Origin of the sequence: Acinetobacter sp. ANC 4218 (genome assembly GCF_002135245.1) — a bacterium.
GTDB lineage: Bacteria > Pseudomonadota > Gammaproteobacteria > Pseudomonadales > Moraxellaceae > Acinetobacter.
Genome location: NZ_NEGD01000013.1, coordinates 54398 through 71523, shown reverse-complemented (window position 1 = coordinate 71523; position 17126 = coordinate 54398). Strand labels below are relative to the sequence as shown.

The window sequence follows — 17126 nt, the reverse complement described above, 5'->3', positions numbered from 1 at the left end:
GCTTATTCAGCACCATCTGGAACAAAGACATAGCCTACGCCCCAAACCGTTTGAATATAACGCGCACGGGCAGGGTTTTCTTCCACCAGACGACGTAAACGTGATACCTGAACATCAATCGAACGTTCCATCGCACCCCATTCACGGCCACGTGCCAAATTCATCAATTTGTCACGGGTTAAGGGTTCACGTGGATGTTGTACCAGTGCTTTCAGTACTGCAAATTCGCCCGTGGTCAGCGTTACCACCTGGCCTTCACGGGTCAGGGTGCGGGTCGACAAATCCAGTGACCAAGGGCCGAAGCTCACGACTTCCATTTGCTGGCTTGGTGCACCCGGGACTTCACGAACCTGGCGGCGCAATACAGCACGGATACGTGCGAGCAGCTCATTCGGGTTAAACGGTTTAGGCAGGTAATCATCAGCACCTGCTTCCAAGCCGGCAATACGGTCAGAATCGCTGCCACGGGCGGTCAGCATGATAATCGGCGTATCGATATTGGATTGGCGTAAACGGCGACAAATACTTAAACCATCTTCAACAGGAAGCATAAAATCGAGCACGATCAGGGAGAAAAGTTCGCGCTGCAATAAACGATCCATTTGCGTTGCATCGTGAGCAGTTTTGACCACGAAGCCTTTATCTTCTAGAAAACGTTGTAACAACGTACGTAAACGCACATCATCATCCACAACGAGAATGCGCTCGACGCGATCAGGGTCGCTTTGTACTGGATCTGTTTTTTCAGCAGGTACCACTAAACTCATGATGTGCTCCTTTATCTTTATTGTCATCGTAAACAAAAGTTCGGATGATCTTGAGTATACGATTCATTTGTATCTGTTTACTATGCTCTAAAGCAACAAATATTGCAGATAAAATCAAGACATAGATACCAAATATATACATCTAAATTATCGCTTATCCTGCTGAATATGTAGAGTTAAAATCTACTTATCACCTAATTTTGTCGCAAATTCTAAAAAAACTGTGAATTGGCAATACTGACCACTGATAAATTTAATCAAAACAGTTGTGGATTTTATGGTCTTGGTCTTTATAATCATGCCATTTAGTACTTATCCTTGTGGGATCAAACACGATGACTGACTTAGTTCAGCAGTTGGCAAAAGAAATTGCCGTACGTCCAAATCAAGTAGAAGCTGCCATCAAGCTGATTGATGAAGGTGCAAGCGTTCCATTTATCGCACGTTACCGTAAAGAAGTAACCCAAGGCTTGGACGATATCCAGTTACGCCAACTCGACACCCGTTTATCGTATTTACGTGATTTATTTGAACGCCGTGAAAAAGTAATTGAATCGCTGAAAGAACAAAATAAATTGTCAGACGATTTATTGGCACGTGTAAATGCTGCTGAAACCAAGAATGCTTTAGAAGAACTTTATGCACCGTACCGTCCAAAACGTACTAGCAAATCATTTAAAGCCAAAGAAGCGGGCTTGGGTCCAATTGCTGAGAAAATCTTTAGCGAGCAAGTTGATCCTGCAGAAGCACTCGCTGGCTTTAGCCATGAAGATTATCCGGATGTGGAAAGCCAGCTTGATGCGATCCAGCACATTCTGATTGATGACTGGGCGCAAAATATTGCCTTAACCACTGAACTTAAAGCGACATTTGCCAAAACAGCTGTATTGAAAAGTCTGGTCGCAAGTGAAGAGAAAAAAGAAGTCGGTAAAAAATTCCGTGATTACTTCGATTTTTCTGAAAACTTAAACAAAGTACCTTCCCACCGTTTATTGGCGATGCTGCGTGGCCGTCAGGAAAATGTCCTGGGCTTAAAAGTGGATGGTGAAGATGATGCCCCACTTGCTCGCATTGAAACTGAATACAACCTGGAAACAGTACAACCGCAAACACGTCAAGATTACTTGAAGCAAACTGCAAAACTGTTCTGGTTAGGTAAGGTTCGTCCACAAATCGAACATTCATTATTGACTGAAAAACGCTTGGCTGCTGAAGCAGAGGCGATGGAAGTCTTTGCTGAAAACCTGCGTCATTTATTACTTTCTGCGCCTGCTGGTGCACGTTGCACCTTAGGTGTAGACCCTGGTATCCGTACTGGCGTGAAACTGGCTGTAGTGAACCAGTCAGGCGATGTGGTTGCGCATAGCACCATTTATCCGTTTGCGCCTAAAGAAGATAAAGCAGGTTCAATTGCAGAGCTTGCCCGTCTATGCCGTGAATTCAATGTTGACCTGATTGCCATTGGCAATGGTACTGCCAGTCGTGAAACTGAAGCGGTTGTGGCTGAAATGATGGCGGCCAATAGCGACCTGAAATTGACGCGCGTTTCCGTCAGTGAAGCAGGGGCATCAGTTTATTCGGCATCTGAACTGGCTTCACAAGAACTTCCAGAACTCGATGTTTCAATTCGTGGCGCAGTTTCAATTGCACGCCGTTTACAAGATCCATTGGCTGAACTGGTGAAGATTGATCCGAAATCGATTGGTGTGGGGCAATACCAACACGACGTGAACCAGGCCGGTTTGGCGAAAACATTAGAAGCAGTTGTTGAAGACTGTGTGAACTCGGTCGGTGTAGATGTCAATACAGCATCTTCAGCAATTTTGGGTTATATCGCAGGTTTAAACAAATCGATTGCCCAACAAATTGTTGACTTCCGTAAGGAAAATGGTCGTTTTGATAACCGTCAGGCACTCAAAAATGTACCACGTTTAGGCGAGCGTACCTTTGAACAGGCGGCAGGTTTCTTACGTATTCAAGATGGTTCTGAACCACTGGATGCATCTGCCGTCCACCCTGAGTCTTATGGCTTAGTGAACAAAATTGTTGCAGCAAAAGCCACTACGGTAAAAGACATTATTGGTAATTCTGAAATCATTCGCCAGGTGAATGCCGAAGAATTTGCCGATGAGCAGTTTGGTTTGCCAACCATTCAAGATGTATTGGCTGAACTGGAAAAACCGGGCCGTGACCCACGTCCGGAATTCCGTACTGCCAAGTTCCGTGATGACATCACTGAAGTGTCACAATTGACTGAAGGCATGCAGCTGGAAGGCGTGATTACTAACGTAACTAACTTCGGTGCCTTTGTAGATGTAGGTGTACACCAAGACGGTTTAGTGCATATTTCTGAACTGGCGAATGAATTTGTATCCGATCCGCACAAAGTGGTGAAACCGGGTCAGATCGTACAAGTACGTGTACTCACTGTCGATGCTGAACGTAACCGTGTGAACCTGTCGATGCGTCCTGAAGGTTCAGAAGCTCCGGCTAAAGCACCACGTCAGCCACGCCGTGACAATGCTCAGAATGAACAACGTGCTGAACGTAAGCCTCAAGCTAAACGTCCACAGCATGCACGTCCGCAAGGCGACCGCTCACAAGGTCATAAAAAGCCTCAAGCGGCTAAACCACAAGAAAATAAAATTGGTGGTTTGGGTGCATTATTACTTCAAGCCGGGATTAAAGGTTCGAAATAATCTTTGATGGTTCAAATAAAAAACCTCCCCATCGGGAGGTTTTTTATTTGATCTTTATGAATTAATGATTGGCACAATCCAGCTACAGATAATCAGAATAATACCCAAATGACCCAACTTACGCGTGATTTTTTCTATCGTTGAAACCCGAACAGCAGGCTGCTGATAAGCATTTTTCATTTTTAGCGATACCAGAGACTTATTGAAATGTAGGAATACGCCTAAATCGATACAAATTAAAATAGTACCGATATCGCTGATGATATCCATCAATTTATAATCTTGCAGGTATATAGAAGTACCGACTTGATAGCAAAGAAAAAGAGCAAAGGCAAAACAGCCATATTGGAAAATAAGAGCAGCAGTCCGCATAAAAATCTAAAAGCAAAAATGATGGGTGTTTATAACATAAAAAAGCCAGTCTATTGACTGGCTTTCGTATTGCACAATTTTACCAATGTTCACCCGGGAACAAACGTGCATACGCTTTTTGAACCCAATTCAGCTTCTGTGGTTGACCTACCGAAGCAGAAGAGCTTGGGAACAGGTTATAACCAATCGACATCAATTTATTGTTAATGTCTGGAGCAATAGAATAGGTAATTGAAGCCAAACGGCCTAAGTGGGTCGCAACTTTTTTCGGGCGTTTCACAATCGCATAAGCAATTAAATCGGCTGCCTGTTCCGGAGACAGGGTGGGTACGTATTTATAGATTTTGGTTGGTGCAATCATTGGGGTACGAACCAATGGCATATAAACTGAAGTAATGGCAATTTTATGCGAATGGACTTCGGCAGACAGACAGCGGCTAAATGCATCCAGTGCAGCTTTAGAAGCCACATAAGCGGAAAAACGTGTCGCATTGGCCAAGACACCAATCGAGCTGATATTGATGATATGGCCATCCCGGCGAATCATCATTTGTGGCAGAATGTTCATCACTAAACGTACTGCACCAAAGTAATTCAGCTGCATGGTGCGTTCAAAATCATGGAATCGGTCGGTCGATTCATGAACCGCACGACGAATTGAGCGTCCTGCATTGTTGATCAGGATATCAATATGGTCTACAGAGGCTAAAATCTCTTTTGATACCTCATCAATAGATTCCATGTTATTTAAATCACATGGGAAAACAGATGCTTTGCCGCCCTTGGCTTCTATTTCTTGTTTGACTTGATCTAATGTTTCTTTGGTACGAGCCACCAACAGAACATGTGCACCGGCATCGGCGAGTTTATGTGCAGCGGTTAAACCAATACCACTAGATGCACCAGTAATTAAAACAACTTTGCCGTTGACTCGATTCTGAAAAAGTTTCTCTAGTTTAGAATTCACAATATTTTCCTGGTTTCAATAGAATAAAAATTTAGATTATTTTTTTAGTTGATTCTAGCGCTCAAAATTTGGGGAATTTAAGCTATTCTCGAGCCATTTATAATAGCGAATGTTAGGAAAAAATCTACAAATAAGTAATTGAATTTACAAATATAATTAGAGTAATTGCTCTATTATTGTTTTAACTGTTATTTAATTTTTACCATGAATTAAAACCAAAGCAAAGAGAAATAATCAAAAAATTATACTCAAATAAAAGTAGCCTTCTTTCGTTTAGAAAGAAGGCTAAATTGTACTCTAATCAAAAGCTTTAAACTTGTGCCAATGCCTGTTCCAAATCTGCAATTAAATCATCAATATGTTCAATACCCACAGATAAACGGACCATATCAATACTCACCCCTGCAGACTTCAGTTCTTCTTCATTGAGCTGACGATGGGTGGTGGTGGCAGGATGGCAGGCCAGGCTTTTGGCATCACCAATATTGACCAGGCGGGTAAAAAGTTGCAGGGCATCAATAAAACGTGTTCCACCTTCACGGCCATCTTGTACACCAAAAGACAGAATTGCTGAAGGTTTACCTTTCACGTATTTTTGTGCCAGCGCATGCTGAGGATGATCTTTTAAACCAGCATAATTGACCCATTTGACTTTCGGATGCTGCTGTAAATATTCCGCGACCTTTTGTGCATTTTCAGTATGACGCTCCATTCGCAGATTCAATGTTTCTAAGCCTTGCAGGATCAGGAATACACTGAGGGGGCTAATGGCAGCACCGGTATTGCGTAGAGGGACCACACGCGCACGGGCAATATAGGCAGCCGCACCTAAGGCTTCGACATAATTAACCCCATGATAACTTGGGTCAGGTGTATTTAATACTTTGAAACGTTCAGGATATTTGCCCCAAGGGAATTTACCGCTATCAACAATGGCACCGCCGATTGAATTGCCGTGACCACCAATATATTTGGTCAGTGAATGCACGACAATGTCGGCACCATATTCAAAAGGTTTAAGCAGGGCAGGCGTGGCAACGGTATTATCCACAATCACTGGTACACCATATTCATGGGCAATTTTAGAGATGGCTTCCAGATCGATGATATTGCCGAGTGGGTTGCCGATCGATTCGACAAACACCAGTTTGGTTTTCTCGTCAATTAAACCACGCAAGGCTTCAGGGTTTTGGTAATCAAAGAAACGGACTTCAATACCCTGTTTAGGCAAAGTATGGGCAAACAGGTTGTATGTACCGCCATATAGCGTTGAAACCGACGCAATATTGTCACCAGCTTCGGCAATGGTTTGAATGGCATAGGTAATCGCTGACATCCCTGAGGCTAAAGCCAAAGCGCCAATCCCGCCTTCCAGTGCTGCCAGACGTTGTTCTAAGACAGCGGTCGTCGGGTTCATAATCCGGGTATAGATATTACCCTGAACCTTTAAATCGAACAGATCAGCCCCATGTTGAGTATTGTCAAAGGCATAAGAAGTGGTTTGATAAATGGGTACGGCGACCGCTTTTGTGGTCGGTTCTGGGCTGTACCCTGCGTGAATCGCTAAAGTTTCATCTTTATAAGTCATGTTTACATCATCTAAGTGAGTTAATTGTTTCGGTGGGTTATGCCATCAGTCTATCACCTGTGGATATGAATAAAAGTGCGTATTCTAGAAAAGAATATCTAATTTTCTTATATCTATGGGTTTTATTCAGTCACAATTCAATAAAACTGAGTATCTGCGATTGTGTTTAAAAAACCAACACGCCATTAGTTGTAACATTCTATTGAAGATGAAGGCTATGCCTTATTTTTTTTGTACTTTCATCGTATAATGCCCGCCAAATATTTGTTCGCATACTGCTGTGGGTAGAGTGCGAATGTTGCTTTTTCTATAGAGGAGTCCTACGTGGCCCAATATATTTACACGATGAACCGTGTGTCGAAGATGGTTCCGCCTAAGCGCGAAATCTTAAAAGACATCTCTTTATCATTCTTTCCAGGCGCAAAAATTGGTGTGCTTGGTTTAAACGGTGCAGGTAAATCGACCTTGCTCCGTATTATGGCTGGCGTAGATAAAGATTTCTCAGGTGAAGCCCGTGCTCAACCGGGTATTAAAATCGGCTACCTTGAGCAAGAACCACCACTTGATCCTAACAAAGACGTTCGTGGTAACGTTGAAGATGGTTTACGTGAACCATTGGATGCTTTGGCTCGTCTGGATGAAGTATTTGCTGAATATGCAGCGGAAGATGCTGACTTCGACAAACTTGCAAAAGAGCAAGAAAAGTTAGAAGCCATCATTCACGCTTGGGATGCGCATAACCTGACCAACCAAATGGATCAAGCAGCTGCTGCGTTAAACCTTCCAGCTTGGGATGCAGATGTCACCTTGCTTTCAGGTGGTGAACGTCGTCGTGTTGCACTGTGCCGTTTATTGCTTTCTAAGCCGGACATGTTACTTCTTGATGAACCGACCAACCATTTGGATGCAGAATCTGTATCTTGGTTAGAGCGTTTCTTGAAAGATTTCCCTGGCACAATTGTTGCGATTACGCATGACCGTTATTTCCTGGATAACGTTGCAGAGTGGATTCTGGAGCTTGACCGTGGACATGGTATTCCTTACCAAGGTAACTATTCTTCTTGGCTTGAGCAGAAAAATGCCCGTTTAGAGCAAGAGAACAAGCAGGAAGAATCTTTTGCCAAAGCATTGAAAAAAGAACTTGAATGGGTTCGTTCAAATGCTAAAGGGCAGCAAAAGAAAAACAAAGCGCGTATGGAGCGTTTTGAAGAGCTTAACTCACGCGAATTCCAACAGCGTAATGAAACCTCTGAAATCTACATTCCACCTGGTCCACGCCTAGGTAACAAGGTTGTAGAAGTTGAAGGGATCAGTAAATCGTTTGGCGATAAATTACTGTACAAAGACTTGTCTTTCACAGTTCCACCAGCTGCGATTGTAGGTATTGTTGGTCCTAACGGTGCGGGTAAAACGACTTTATTCCGTATGATGACTGGCGAACAGCAACCCGATACCGGTACGGTAACCCTGGGTGAGTCAGTTAAAGTCGCTTACGTGGGTCAGATCCGTGACACCTTGGACGATAACAAAACCGTTTGGGAAGAAGTGTCGGGTGGCCTGGATATCTTGAAGATTGGTGATTACGAAATCGCATCACGTGCGTATATCGGTCGCTTCAACTTCAAAGGTCAAGATCAGCAAAAACGTGTAGGCAGTTTATCAGGTGGTGAGCGTAACCGTTTACAACTGGCGAAAATCCTGCAAATGGGCGCAAACGTGATCCTGCTGGATGAGCCATCGAACGACTTGGATATCGAAACCTTACGTGCACTGGAAGATGCAATTCTGGTATTCCCAGGTACTGTGATGGTGGTATCGCATGACCGTTGGTTCCTCGACCGTATTGCAACGCACATCTTGTCATTTGAAAATGAAACACCAGAGTTCTTCACTGGTAATTATACCGAGTTTGAGGAATATCGCCGTAAGCGCGATGGTGATGACCTGGCAACACGTCGTCAAAAATATCGTAAAATCGGTGCTTAATTCCCGATTTTGATATGAAAAAAACCAGCCTTCGGGCTGGTTTTTTGATTAAAATGCAATTTGCGAATAACTATACATTAAAGTCTTTATTGCTTCCGGGTGACCTTGTTTGGCGGCTTTTTCGAGCCATTCCTGAGCATGGGTATAATTTTTATCTAGACCCAATTCACCATTCAAATAACACAGGCCCAGTTTATATTGAGAATCACGATGACCTTTGAGTGCCGCACTTAAAAAGTTCCAGACTGCATTGCGTTTATCCTGAATGGCAGGATTGTTTTCTGATGTGGGTTGATAGGCATGCAGGCGTTCAAAGGTCTGATGATGTTCAAGCGCTAATTTTTCGTAATATTGTCCTTGTGCATATTCTGCCTGCACTTCGGAAAGGGCATTTTGTCTTCCTTGTCTTGTTGAGTCGAATAAAGGTAACCAAGCGTAAACGATCTGTTCTATTTTATGCAGGATCATATTCAGCTCCTTATCATCTGGATTAAATGATTTTTATCCAATATTCTTAATATATATAGGTTTTTAAGAAATTAAATCTCTTTTATTTGTAAGTTAATTTTTATTTGAAAACAATGATGTACTTTTTATTTTAATTTTTTGTTTTTAAATGATTTTTTTATTAAATCTGGATTATAGAAAAGCCATTATTGAACTTCTTTTATCAGTGCCTTTGTTCTGCCGATGAGGGTAAAACCAAGAGAGACAGGACTTATGAAAGAAATCTCTTGTGTTGAGGTTTAATTTTATTGCTCATGGTATTAGGGTAAGAATGCCATACTATTACCTTATGGTCGTATGATTATTAAATTGAATCGCTATCACAAAAACCAGAAAAAATAGAGTAATAGAGGAGTAGGTATGGCTGAACAGCATGGGCATAATCATAGTCATGCAGTGGTGACGGAAGCGAATGCCAAAAAGCTGACCTTTGCCCTGGCGCTCACCAGCATTTTTCTTATTATTGAAGTCATTGCAGGTTTTATCACTCAAAGTTTAGCCTTGCTTTCTGATGCTGCCCATATGTTTACCGATGCGGCAGCATTGGCCATTGCCTTGGTGGCGATCAAAATCGGCAGAATGCCGGCAGATGATAAAAGAACTTTTGGCTATCAGCGTTTTGAAATCCTGGCCGCCCTGTTTAATGCTTCGATGCTGTTTGTTGTAGCGATGTACATTCTGTTTGAAGCTTATCAGCGTTTTAGCCATCCACCTGAAATTCAAAGTCTGGGCATGCTGGTGGTTGCGGTGATTGGCTTAATGATCAACCTGATTTCTATGCGGATTTTATTTTCCAGCGCTACAGAAAGCCTGAATGTAAAAGGGGCTTATCTGGAAGTTTTAAGTGATGCTGTAGGTTCGATCGGTGTGATTATGGGCGCAGCGATCATCTATTTCACTGGCTGGATGTGGATAGATACCCTAATTGCGGTGCTGATCGGTCTCTGGGTATTGCCAAGAACCTGGATTTTACTCAAACAAAGTATCAACATTCTGCTGGAAGGAGTTCCTGAAGAAATTGATATTGAGCAGTTGCGTAATGACCTTTTGGCGTTAAAGGATGTGGAGAATATCCATCAACTGAAGGTATGGGCCATTAGTTCCAGAAATGTCCATCTGACGGTACATCTTTATGCGCCTCAGGCAGATCGCACACTGTTATATCAGCAAGCTTTGGAGATGTTGCAGCATCAGCACGGTATTCGGGAAATCACGCTACAGATTGAAGATTATGAATGCGGGCTGCATTCATCCTGTCATCGCCATGATGATCACGAAGAACATTCACCTCATCAGGAAGATTCACACCAGCACTGAAACTGATGTGAAATCAAATCTATTTTAGATTTCCCATTCGTGATTACATTCACGGCATTTCCATTTCTTTTGCGATTGCATAAAGCCTTGCATGGAAATTTTAAAATCTGGCAGGTCGCGGTAAAACAGGAAACCGGCGATGACGCAGATGATAAAAGCCACTACGGTTGCAACTTGTAGGGTAGAGCCTGCACCATCGCCAAAAATCCACATCGCAATACTAATTAAAACCAGCAGTAATAAGATAAATACTGCGGGAATAAGAAAGACCAGGCTTTTAGGAACTACAGGTCGTACTGCAGGGCTACCGGCTTGAGCGACAGGCATAATTTTAGGGCTTTGGCATTTTGGGCAACGGTATTGCATTACAACTCCATCATTTTAATTTATCGCTTATTTTAATCGGAATGACACAGAAAGCAAAAACAGCGCAAATAAAAGTTGATAAAAGATTGAGACAATAAAAAACCCAAGTCGCAATGCTTGGGTTTTTTATCAGATCAGCATAACCATATTATGATGATCTTGAATATGGCGTCCCTACGGGGATTCGAACCCCGGTTACCGCCGTGAAAGGGCGATGTCCTAGGCCTCTAGACGATAGGGACAATTGAGGCAACACAAAAAAAGGTGGAACTTGGTGGAGTCAAGGAGGATCGAACTCCTGACCTCTACAATGCCATTGTAGCGCTCTACCAACTGAGCTATGACCCCAGTTTGTGTGAGCGCAATATTAGGGGTATTGCGCTCACACGTCAACTATAAAATCAATTATGCTTCATCAACTGCATTATTTTTCGGCAATTTTAAGCTTTCATTGAGTTTTTCCCAGATTTTTGCTTCTTTTTTACTCGGTCCGCCAACAATTTCCAGAGCATGACGTAAGCGTGCGAAAGTTAAGTCAGGACCAATCGTCACCATCGATTGCATGACTGGGGTTGAACTGGTTGAACCGGCAATGGCAATAAAGAAGGTGGGCATAAAGTCACGCAGCTTAATTTCCATCTGGTTGGCCAAGTCCATTAAGGTTTGACTCACCGTGTCGTTATTCCAGGTGAACAGGCTTTCCAGACGCCAAATGGCAAACTGCAAGCTTTGACGAACCTGTTCTTCAGACAATTTCTTGCTTTCAAATTGTTCTTTGCTAATGCTTGGGAACTGGTTGAAATAGAAACCAGCCCAGTTCACTGCTTCAGAAAGCAGGTTGATACGCGGCTGAATGGCAGCAGCAATGTCTTCTAGGGTATTGCGGTCAGATTTCCATGCCAATAAAGTATTTAACAGCTCTGCAGGCGAGAGCGCTTTAATCCATTGACCGTTGAGCCAGTTGAGTTTTTCCACATCAAAGATCGGACCGCCGAGGGATACACGCTTAATGTCGAAATGCTCAATCATTTCTGCCAAAGTGAACTTTTCACGTTCATCTGGCATTGACCAGCCCATACGACCTAAATAGTTCAACAAGGCTTCAGGTAACACACCAATGTCTTTGTAGTAATTGATAGAGGTTGGGTTTTTACGCTTAGACAGTTTTGATTTGTCCGGGTTGCGAAGTAATGGCATATGACCCAGTACTGGCATTTCCCAGCCAAAGTATTGGTAGAGCAACTGGTGTTTTGGTGCCGATGGTAACCATTCTTCACCACGGAAAACGTGAGTGATTTGCATCAAATGGTCATCAACCACATTGGCAAGATGGTAAGTCGGTAAACCATCGGTTTTGAGCAAAACTTGCATGTCGACTTGAGCCCAAGGAATTTCAACTTCCCCACGCAGTAAGTCGTTGACTTTACAAATGCCTTCTTCAGGTACTTTCATACGAATCACGTGGGGCTCACCTGCGGCAAGGCGACGCTGCACTTCCTCTGCCGACAGCTTTAAACCACGACCATCATAACGTGGTGTTTCGCCACGCGCCTGCTGTTCAGCACGCATTTGATCCAGTTCTTCTGGTGTTGCGAAGCAGTAGAAAGCATGACCTTTTTCTACCAGTTCCAAGGCATATTGTTTATAGATGCCCATACGTTCAGATTGACGGTACGGTGCATGTGGACCGCCCACATCTGGCCCCTCTGACCAATTTAAGCCTAACCAGCGTAATGAATCTAAAATCATTTTTTCGGATTCAGGGGTTGAGCGCAGTTGGTCGGTATCTTCAATACGAAGAATAAATTCACCGCCATGCTGTTTAGCAAAACATAAGTTAAACAAGGCAATATAAGCAGTGCCTACGTGTGGAAAGCCAGTAGGAGAAGGCGCAATACGAGTACGAACAGTCATAACCAATATTTTTCAGAATGTGAATGAAGGCTATTATAACGAAAAAGCCTAATCACTTAATGTTAAATTCAACATTGAAATGATTAGGCTAGATAGGAACTTCTAAAGGGGAATAAGTTCGCTGTTGAGTTAAGAGCTGCTTTGAGGGAACAGTGCTTGCACAAAACGGCTGAATTTCTGGTTTTGAGCAGCAAAGAAGCTTTGAGTTGGTGCCACTTTAATTTCGGTCAACATCTTTAAATCATTATCGGCACGTAACGTATTTCCACCTTGCTTTTGCTGTTGCAGGGCTTTTTCAATCAATGAAGACTTTTCAGGACCTAAAGTTACTTTGGCTTCGCTACCTTTGATTGCTGCTGCATGTCCCAGCTGAGCCATAAACCCTAAAGTTAAACTTAAGCTAAGCGCTTGTATAATTGCTGTATATCTCATTTCCACATCCCCCTTTTTTTCCGTTGCTGGAATTTTATATATTGTTTTAATCCGATGAGCGAGTACCATTTAACCATACAAAAAAATACAAAAGTAGAACTAGCTCACACTTTTTTACAAAATAATAAATACCTGTAAATATTGTGCTCTTTGTATCAAAAAAATATGGAGACACCATGAAGAATCAGGAAAAACAACAAGCTGTAGATTTATGCTGATATTTTTTAGTACTAAAAGTGCATTTCAAAGCATTTTTATGGATATCTTTAAAACCGATTTTTAATCAATAAAATATTATAAGTTTATGATTGTTAAAAATATTTATGATTTATATAGTGTTCTCATTGTTAAATAAAAGTTACATAAGAGTGTTACACATGAAAAAAATAATCGCCTCTGCTCTTTTGGTATTGCTTGGGGGAATAGGGACACAGAGTTTTGCCGCGAAAGATTTCCTGAATGTGTCTTATGATCCGACCCGTGAGTTTTATCAGGAATATAATCAGGCCTTTGGTGCGTATTGGAAACAACGTACCGGACAGGACATTAATTTCAAGCAATCTCATGGCGGTTCAGGTAAACAGGCACGTTCCGTGATTGATGGTTTGCAGGCTGATGTCGTGACCCTGGCTCTAGCCAACGATATTGATGAAATTGTAAAGGCAGGCCTGATCCATAAAAACTGGCAAAAGCAGTTTCCGAACAATTCTGCACCGTATACCTCGACTGTGGTTTTTCTGGTTCGCAAGGGTAATCCCAAAAATATTAAAGACTGGAACGATTTAGCCAAGCCGGGTGTGGAAATTATTACACCAAATCCGAAAACCGGCGGTGCACCACGCTGGATTTATCTGTCGGCATGGGGCTACGCGTTAAAACAGCCGGGTGGAAATAATGTTAAAGCACGTGAACTGGTTAAAAAGCTCTATGGTAATGTCAAAGTGCTGGATTCTGGCGCACGTGGCTCTTTAACCACTTTTGCAGAACGTGGTATTGGTGATGTGCTATTGTCTTGGGAAAATGAGGCCTTGCTGGCGACTCAAGGCTTGGGCAAAGACAAGTATCAGATTGTCTATCCCTCCATTTCAATTCTGGCTGAGCCATCGGTGGCGATAGTCGATAAAAATGTCGATAAGGATGGCAACCGTAATTTGGCTAAAGGTTATCTCAACTATTTATATTCGCCAAAAGGTCAGGAACTGGCCGCACAGCATTTCTTCCGTCCGCGCAATTCCCAAGCGGCAGCGAAATATGCCGCACAATTTCCCAAAATCAAACTATTTACCATTGGTGATGTGTTTGGTGGATGGGCCAAGGCACAGAAAACCCATTTTGTGAATGGCGCTATTTTTGATCAAATTTATAGTGAAAAGAATTAAGCCAGATTTTCGATAAAAAAGTCAAAACGGATAAATTATTATCCGTTTTTTTCATATCCAATCCATAAAAATCTATATATCTTAAATAAGTATAATGTTATCGTCATTTTTTTATCTAAAACAGTAGATTAAGTAGAAAAACCTTTTATCTTGATCGGTTATGCCTAAGTTTGATGAATTGCAGATTATGACTTTATTTCATATAGTTAGCATTAATGAAGATAATTGATCTGTATGCCATGAAAACTCAATTTAAAGCCTTATTCAGTGCAGTATTGCTTGCTACTGGTATGACTTTTACTCCAACTTCTGCTCAGGCGGCAGAACGTGAATTTTTAAATGTATCTTATGATGCAACGCGTGAATTTTATGAAGAATTTAACAAGTCTTTTGGTGCTTACTGGAAAGAACGTACCGGCCGTACTGTCAATTTTAAACAGTCGCATGGTGGTTCAGGTAAACAGGCACGTTCCGTTGTGGATGGACTAAAAGGTGATGTGGTGACTCTGGCTCTTGCCAATGATATTGAAGAAATCGTCAAGTCTGGCCAGATTCAACGGGGTTGGCAAAAAGAGTTTCCGCATAACTCTGCGCCTTATACTTCCACCATCGTGTTTATGGTGCGTAAAGGTAATCCAAAGCATATTAAAGACTGGTCTGACTTAACCAAACCAGGCGTACAGATTATTACTCCGAACCCGAAAACAGGCGGTTTACCACGCTGGGTATACTTGTCGGCTTGGGGGTATGCGCTGAAACAACCGGGGGGTAATGAGGCCAAAGCCAAAGACTTCGTCGGTAAAATGTACCACAACGTTAAAGTGATGGACTCGGCTGCACGTGCTTCAATGACGACTTTTGCGGAACGTGGTATTGGCGATGTGTTATTGACCTGGGAGAATGAAGCCCTGGTGACGCAAAAAACTTTGGGCAAAAACAAGTTTGAAATTGTCTATCCATCCATGTCTATTTTAACTGAACCATCAGTTGCAATCGTAGATAAAAATGTAGAGAAAGATGGCAATAAGTGGTTAGCCAAAGGTTATATCAATTACTTGTACTCACCATTGGGTCAGGAAATGGCAGCAAAATATTACTACCGTCCGCGTAATCCTGAAGTGTTGGCTAAATATTCTGAGCAATTCCCGAAACTAAAAACCTTTACCATTGATGAGGTATTTGGTGGTTGGGCTAAAGCACAACAGACCCATTTTGTGAATGGTGCGATTTTTGACCAGATTTATAATAGCAAACGTTAATTCTGCGTGATCTAAAAAGCCAATCCTTTGTGATTGGCTTTTTTATTTTGAATGAAGCATAAATTTAAAAAAGATGAGTAATAGTTCTCTATTTTTATTGGTTCAGCAAAGTTTGGCAGATTTTAACAAACAATAAAGAGAAGAATCGGGTTTTTTAAATAATATGCATTTACAACAAAATTTGCTTCAATATCCCCAAAAACGGTTTTCTCTATGAAAAGTAATATTTCCCTACAAAAAGTCGTTTGGAGCTTTGTTAAAACAAGGTAATAATGTGCAGTTACATTTTTCCTAGTATTGATTGAACCCTTATGTCGCATATTTCTGTATTACTTCACGAAACTGTTGATGCCTTGTTGGCAGATCGCAATACAGGAATTTATGTCGATGGGACTTTCGGTCGCGGCGGTCATACCCGTTTATTGCTGTCTAAGTTAGATGAAAATGCACGTGTTTATGCTTTTGATAAAGATCCGCAAGCTTTGCAAACAGCGGCACTTTTGGAACTGGAAGATTCACGTTTCAAGATTATTCATGCCAGCTTTGCCGATTTAAAGCAGGAGCTGGAAGCATTGGGTATCGACCAGGTGGATGGAGTGATGGCAGATTTAGGCGTGTCATCTCCACAACTCGATCAGGCGGAACGTGGCTTTAGTTTTATGAAAGATGGGCCACTGGATATGCGTATGGATAATTCGCAAGGTCCAACGGCGGCCGAGTGGCTGGTGGATATTGAAGAAGAAGCCCTGGCAAATATCATTTTCCAGTATGGTGAAGAACGTTATAGTCGCCGTATTGCCAAAGCTATTAAAGCTGCCGGTTATATTGAAACCACGGCTCAACTGGCAGAGATCGTAAAGGTTGCTCATCCGAAATGGGAAAAAAATAAACATGCGGCAACCCGAACTTTTCAGGCTATCCGTATTGCCATTAATAAAGAATTAGATGATATTGAAGCATTCTTGCCACAGGCTGTGGAAGTTTTAAAACCCGAGGGACGTTTGGCTGTGATCAGTTTCCATTCCCTGGAAGACCGTTTAATTAAACAATTTATTCAAAAAGAATCGACTTTAGCGGAAGACACCAGTTGGGGTTTACCACAAAAACGGGAAGATACCCGTCGTTTAAAGAAAATTTCCCGAGTCCGTGCCAGTGAAGAAGAGGTGAAGGCCAACCCTCGTTCTCGTAGTGCATGGCTTAGAGTTGCAGAGCGCTTAGCTTCAAAAGGCGAATAATGAAAACTGAAGTTGTTGAAAAGAAAACCGACAAAAAACCGATGAAAAAATTCATCAGTTATATCATTTTGCTGCTGTTGGTCTTTGTCAGTGCAATCATGGTGGTATTTCAAGTGTTTGAATATCGTCATGACTACCGCGAACTCAGTTCTTTTATGCGGGAAAGGGATGATCTAAATGCAGAGTGGGGCCGTTTGCTGATTGAACAACAAACTTTTGGTGCGACGGCACAGATTGGCACGCGTGCGGTAACGCAATTGCGTATGTATTCGCCTCCTGCAGCACAGACGGTTGTAATTGCTTTACCAATGACTTCAGAAGATAAAAAATAGGGCTAG

Annotated in this window: 15 protein-coding genes and 2 tRNA genes; 7 read left to right on the top strand and 10 right to left on the bottom strand. The window is 42.2% G+C overall.

Translation table 11 applies throughout. The features are described from left to right. Positions 1–2: 2 nt before the first annotated feature. A complete protein-coding gene (ompR, locus tag B9T38_RS13155; protein WP_086197229.1) occupies positions 3–767 on the bottom strand; it encodes an osmolarity response regulator transcription factor OmpR in 765 nt (254 codons plus the stop codon). 335 nt (positions 768–1102) lie between these two features. Here ompR and B9T38_RS13150 point away from each other — a divergent pair, with 335 nt between their 5' ends. Then, positions 1103–3466, top strand: a complete 2364-nt coding sequence (locus tag B9T38_RS13150) for a Tex family protein (protein ID WP_086197228.1) — start codon at positions 1103–1105, stop codon at positions 3464–3466. Positions 3467–3520: 54 nt separating this feature from the next. Here B9T38_RS13150 and B9T38_RS13145 read toward each other — a convergent pair whose 3' ends face one another. The 3 genes from B9T38_RS13145 to B9T38_RS13135 all read right to left on the bottom strand — a co-directional run bounded on the left by B9T38_RS13145 (position 3521) and on the right by B9T38_RS13135 (position 6393). Then, the gene (locus tag B9T38_RS13145; RefSeq protein WP_086197227.1) at positions 3521–3838 is read right to left on the bottom strand and encodes a hypothetical protein; all 318 of its coding nucleotides are present in this window, start codon (positions 3836–3838) and stop codon (positions 3521–3523) included. Positions 3839–3917: 79 nt separating this feature from the next. Continuing rightward, entirely contained in the window at positions 3918–4805 is an 888-nt protein-coding gene (locus tag B9T38_RS13140) for an SDR family NAD(P)-dependent oxidoreductase (protein ID WP_086197226.1), read from the bottom strand. 310 nt (positions 4806–5115) lie between these two features. Continuing rightward, complete coding sequence (locus B9T38_RS13135; RefSeq protein WP_086197225.1) at positions 5116–6393, bottom strand: O-acetylhomoserine aminocarboxypropyltransferase/cysteine synthase family protein; 1278 nt, start codon at positions 6391–6393, stop codon at positions 5116–5118. Positions 6394–6717: 324 nt separating this feature from the next. On the opposite strand from B9T38_RS13135, the gene ettA reads away from it, so the two are divergent. Beyond that, positions 6718–8379 carry an energy-dependent translational throttle protein EttA gene (gene ettA, locus B9T38_RS13130; protein WP_086197224.1) on the top strand — a complete coding sequence of 554 codons (1662 nt, stop codon included), beginning with the start codon at positions 6718–6720 and terminating at the stop codon, positions 8377–8379. 48 nt (positions 8380–8427) lie between these two features. Here ettA and B9T38_RS13125 read toward each other — a convergent pair whose 3' ends face one another. Beyond that, positions 8428–8847 carry a tetratricopeptide repeat protein gene (locus tag B9T38_RS13125; protein WP_086197223.1) on the bottom strand — a complete coding sequence of 140 codons (420 nt, stop codon included), beginning with the start codon at positions 8845–8847 and terminating at the stop codon, positions 8428–8430. A gap of 399 nt (positions 8848–9246) precedes the next feature. On the opposite strand from B9T38_RS13125, the gene B9T38_RS13120 reads away from it, so the two are divergent. Then, positions 9247–10203 carry a cation diffusion facilitator family transporter gene (locus B9T38_RS13120; RefSeq protein WP_086197222.1) on the top strand — a complete coding sequence of 319 codons (957 nt, stop codon included), beginning with the start codon at positions 9247–9249 and terminating at the stop codon, positions 10201–10203. A gap of 24 nt (positions 10204–10227) precedes the next feature. Here B9T38_RS13120 and B9T38_RS13115 read toward each other — a convergent pair whose 3' ends face one another. The 5 genes from B9T38_RS13115 to B9T38_RS13095 all read right to left on the bottom strand — a co-directional run bounded on the left by B9T38_RS13115 (position 10228) and on the right by B9T38_RS13095 (position 12915). Further along, positions 10228–10569 (bottom strand): zinc-ribbon domain-containing protein, encoded by a 342-nt coding sequence (locus B9T38_RS13115; RefSeq protein ID WP_086197221.1) that lies wholly within the window; start codon positions 10567–10569, stop codon positions 10228–10230. A gap of 166 nt (positions 10570–10735) precedes the next feature. Continuing rightward, positions 10736–10811 (bottom strand) — tRNA-Glu (locus tag B9T38_RS13110). Positions 10812–10841: 30 nt separating this feature from the next. Beyond that, a tRNA-Ala gene (locus B9T38_RS13105) sits at positions 10842–10917 on the bottom strand. Between the two features lie 57 nt (positions 10918–10974). Continuing rightward, positions 10975–12483, bottom strand: coding sequence for a glutamate--tRNA ligase (gene gltX, locus B9T38_RS13100; protein WP_086197220.1), 1509 nt, complete (start codon positions 12481–12483; stop codon positions 10975–10977). Positions 12484–12612: 129 nt separating this feature from the next. Beyond that, on the bottom strand, positions 12613–12915 hold the full coding sequence (locus B9T38_RS13095; protein WP_086197219.1) for a hypothetical protein: 303 nt from the start codon (positions 12913–12915) through the stop codon (positions 12613–12615). A 377-nt stretch (positions 12916–13292) separates the two neighbouring features. Between B9T38_RS13095 and B9T38_RS13090 the strand changes: the two genes are divergently transcribed. From B9T38_RS13090 to ftsL, 4 genes are all read left to right on the top strand, one after another. After that, positions 13293–14294, top strand: coding sequence for a sulfate ABC transporter substrate-binding protein (locus B9T38_RS13090; RefSeq protein WP_086197218.1), 1002 nt, complete (start codon positions 13293–13295; stop codon positions 14292–14294). Between the two features lie 239 nt (positions 14295–14533). Further along, on the top strand, positions 14534–15553 hold the full coding sequence (locus B9T38_RS13085) for a sulfate ABC transporter substrate-binding protein (RefSeq protein WP_086197258.1): 1020 nt from the start codon (positions 14534–14536) through the stop codon (positions 15551–15553). A 311-nt stretch (positions 15554–15864) separates the two neighbouring features. Beyond that, positions 15865–16788: a 16S rRNA (cytosine(1402)-N(4))-methyltransferase RsmH gene (rsmH, locus tag B9T38_RS13080; protein WP_086197217.1), complete on the top strand. Its 924-nt coding sequence runs from the start codon at positions 15865–15867 to the stop codon at positions 16786–16788. Then, entirely contained in the window at positions 16788–17120 is a 333-nt protein-coding gene (gene ftsL / locus B9T38_RS13075; protein WP_086197216.1) for a cell division protein FtsL, read from the top strand. The genes rsmH and ftsL overlap by 1 nt, the downstream gene beginning before the upstream one ends. Positions 17121–17126 lie beyond the last annotated feature (6 nt).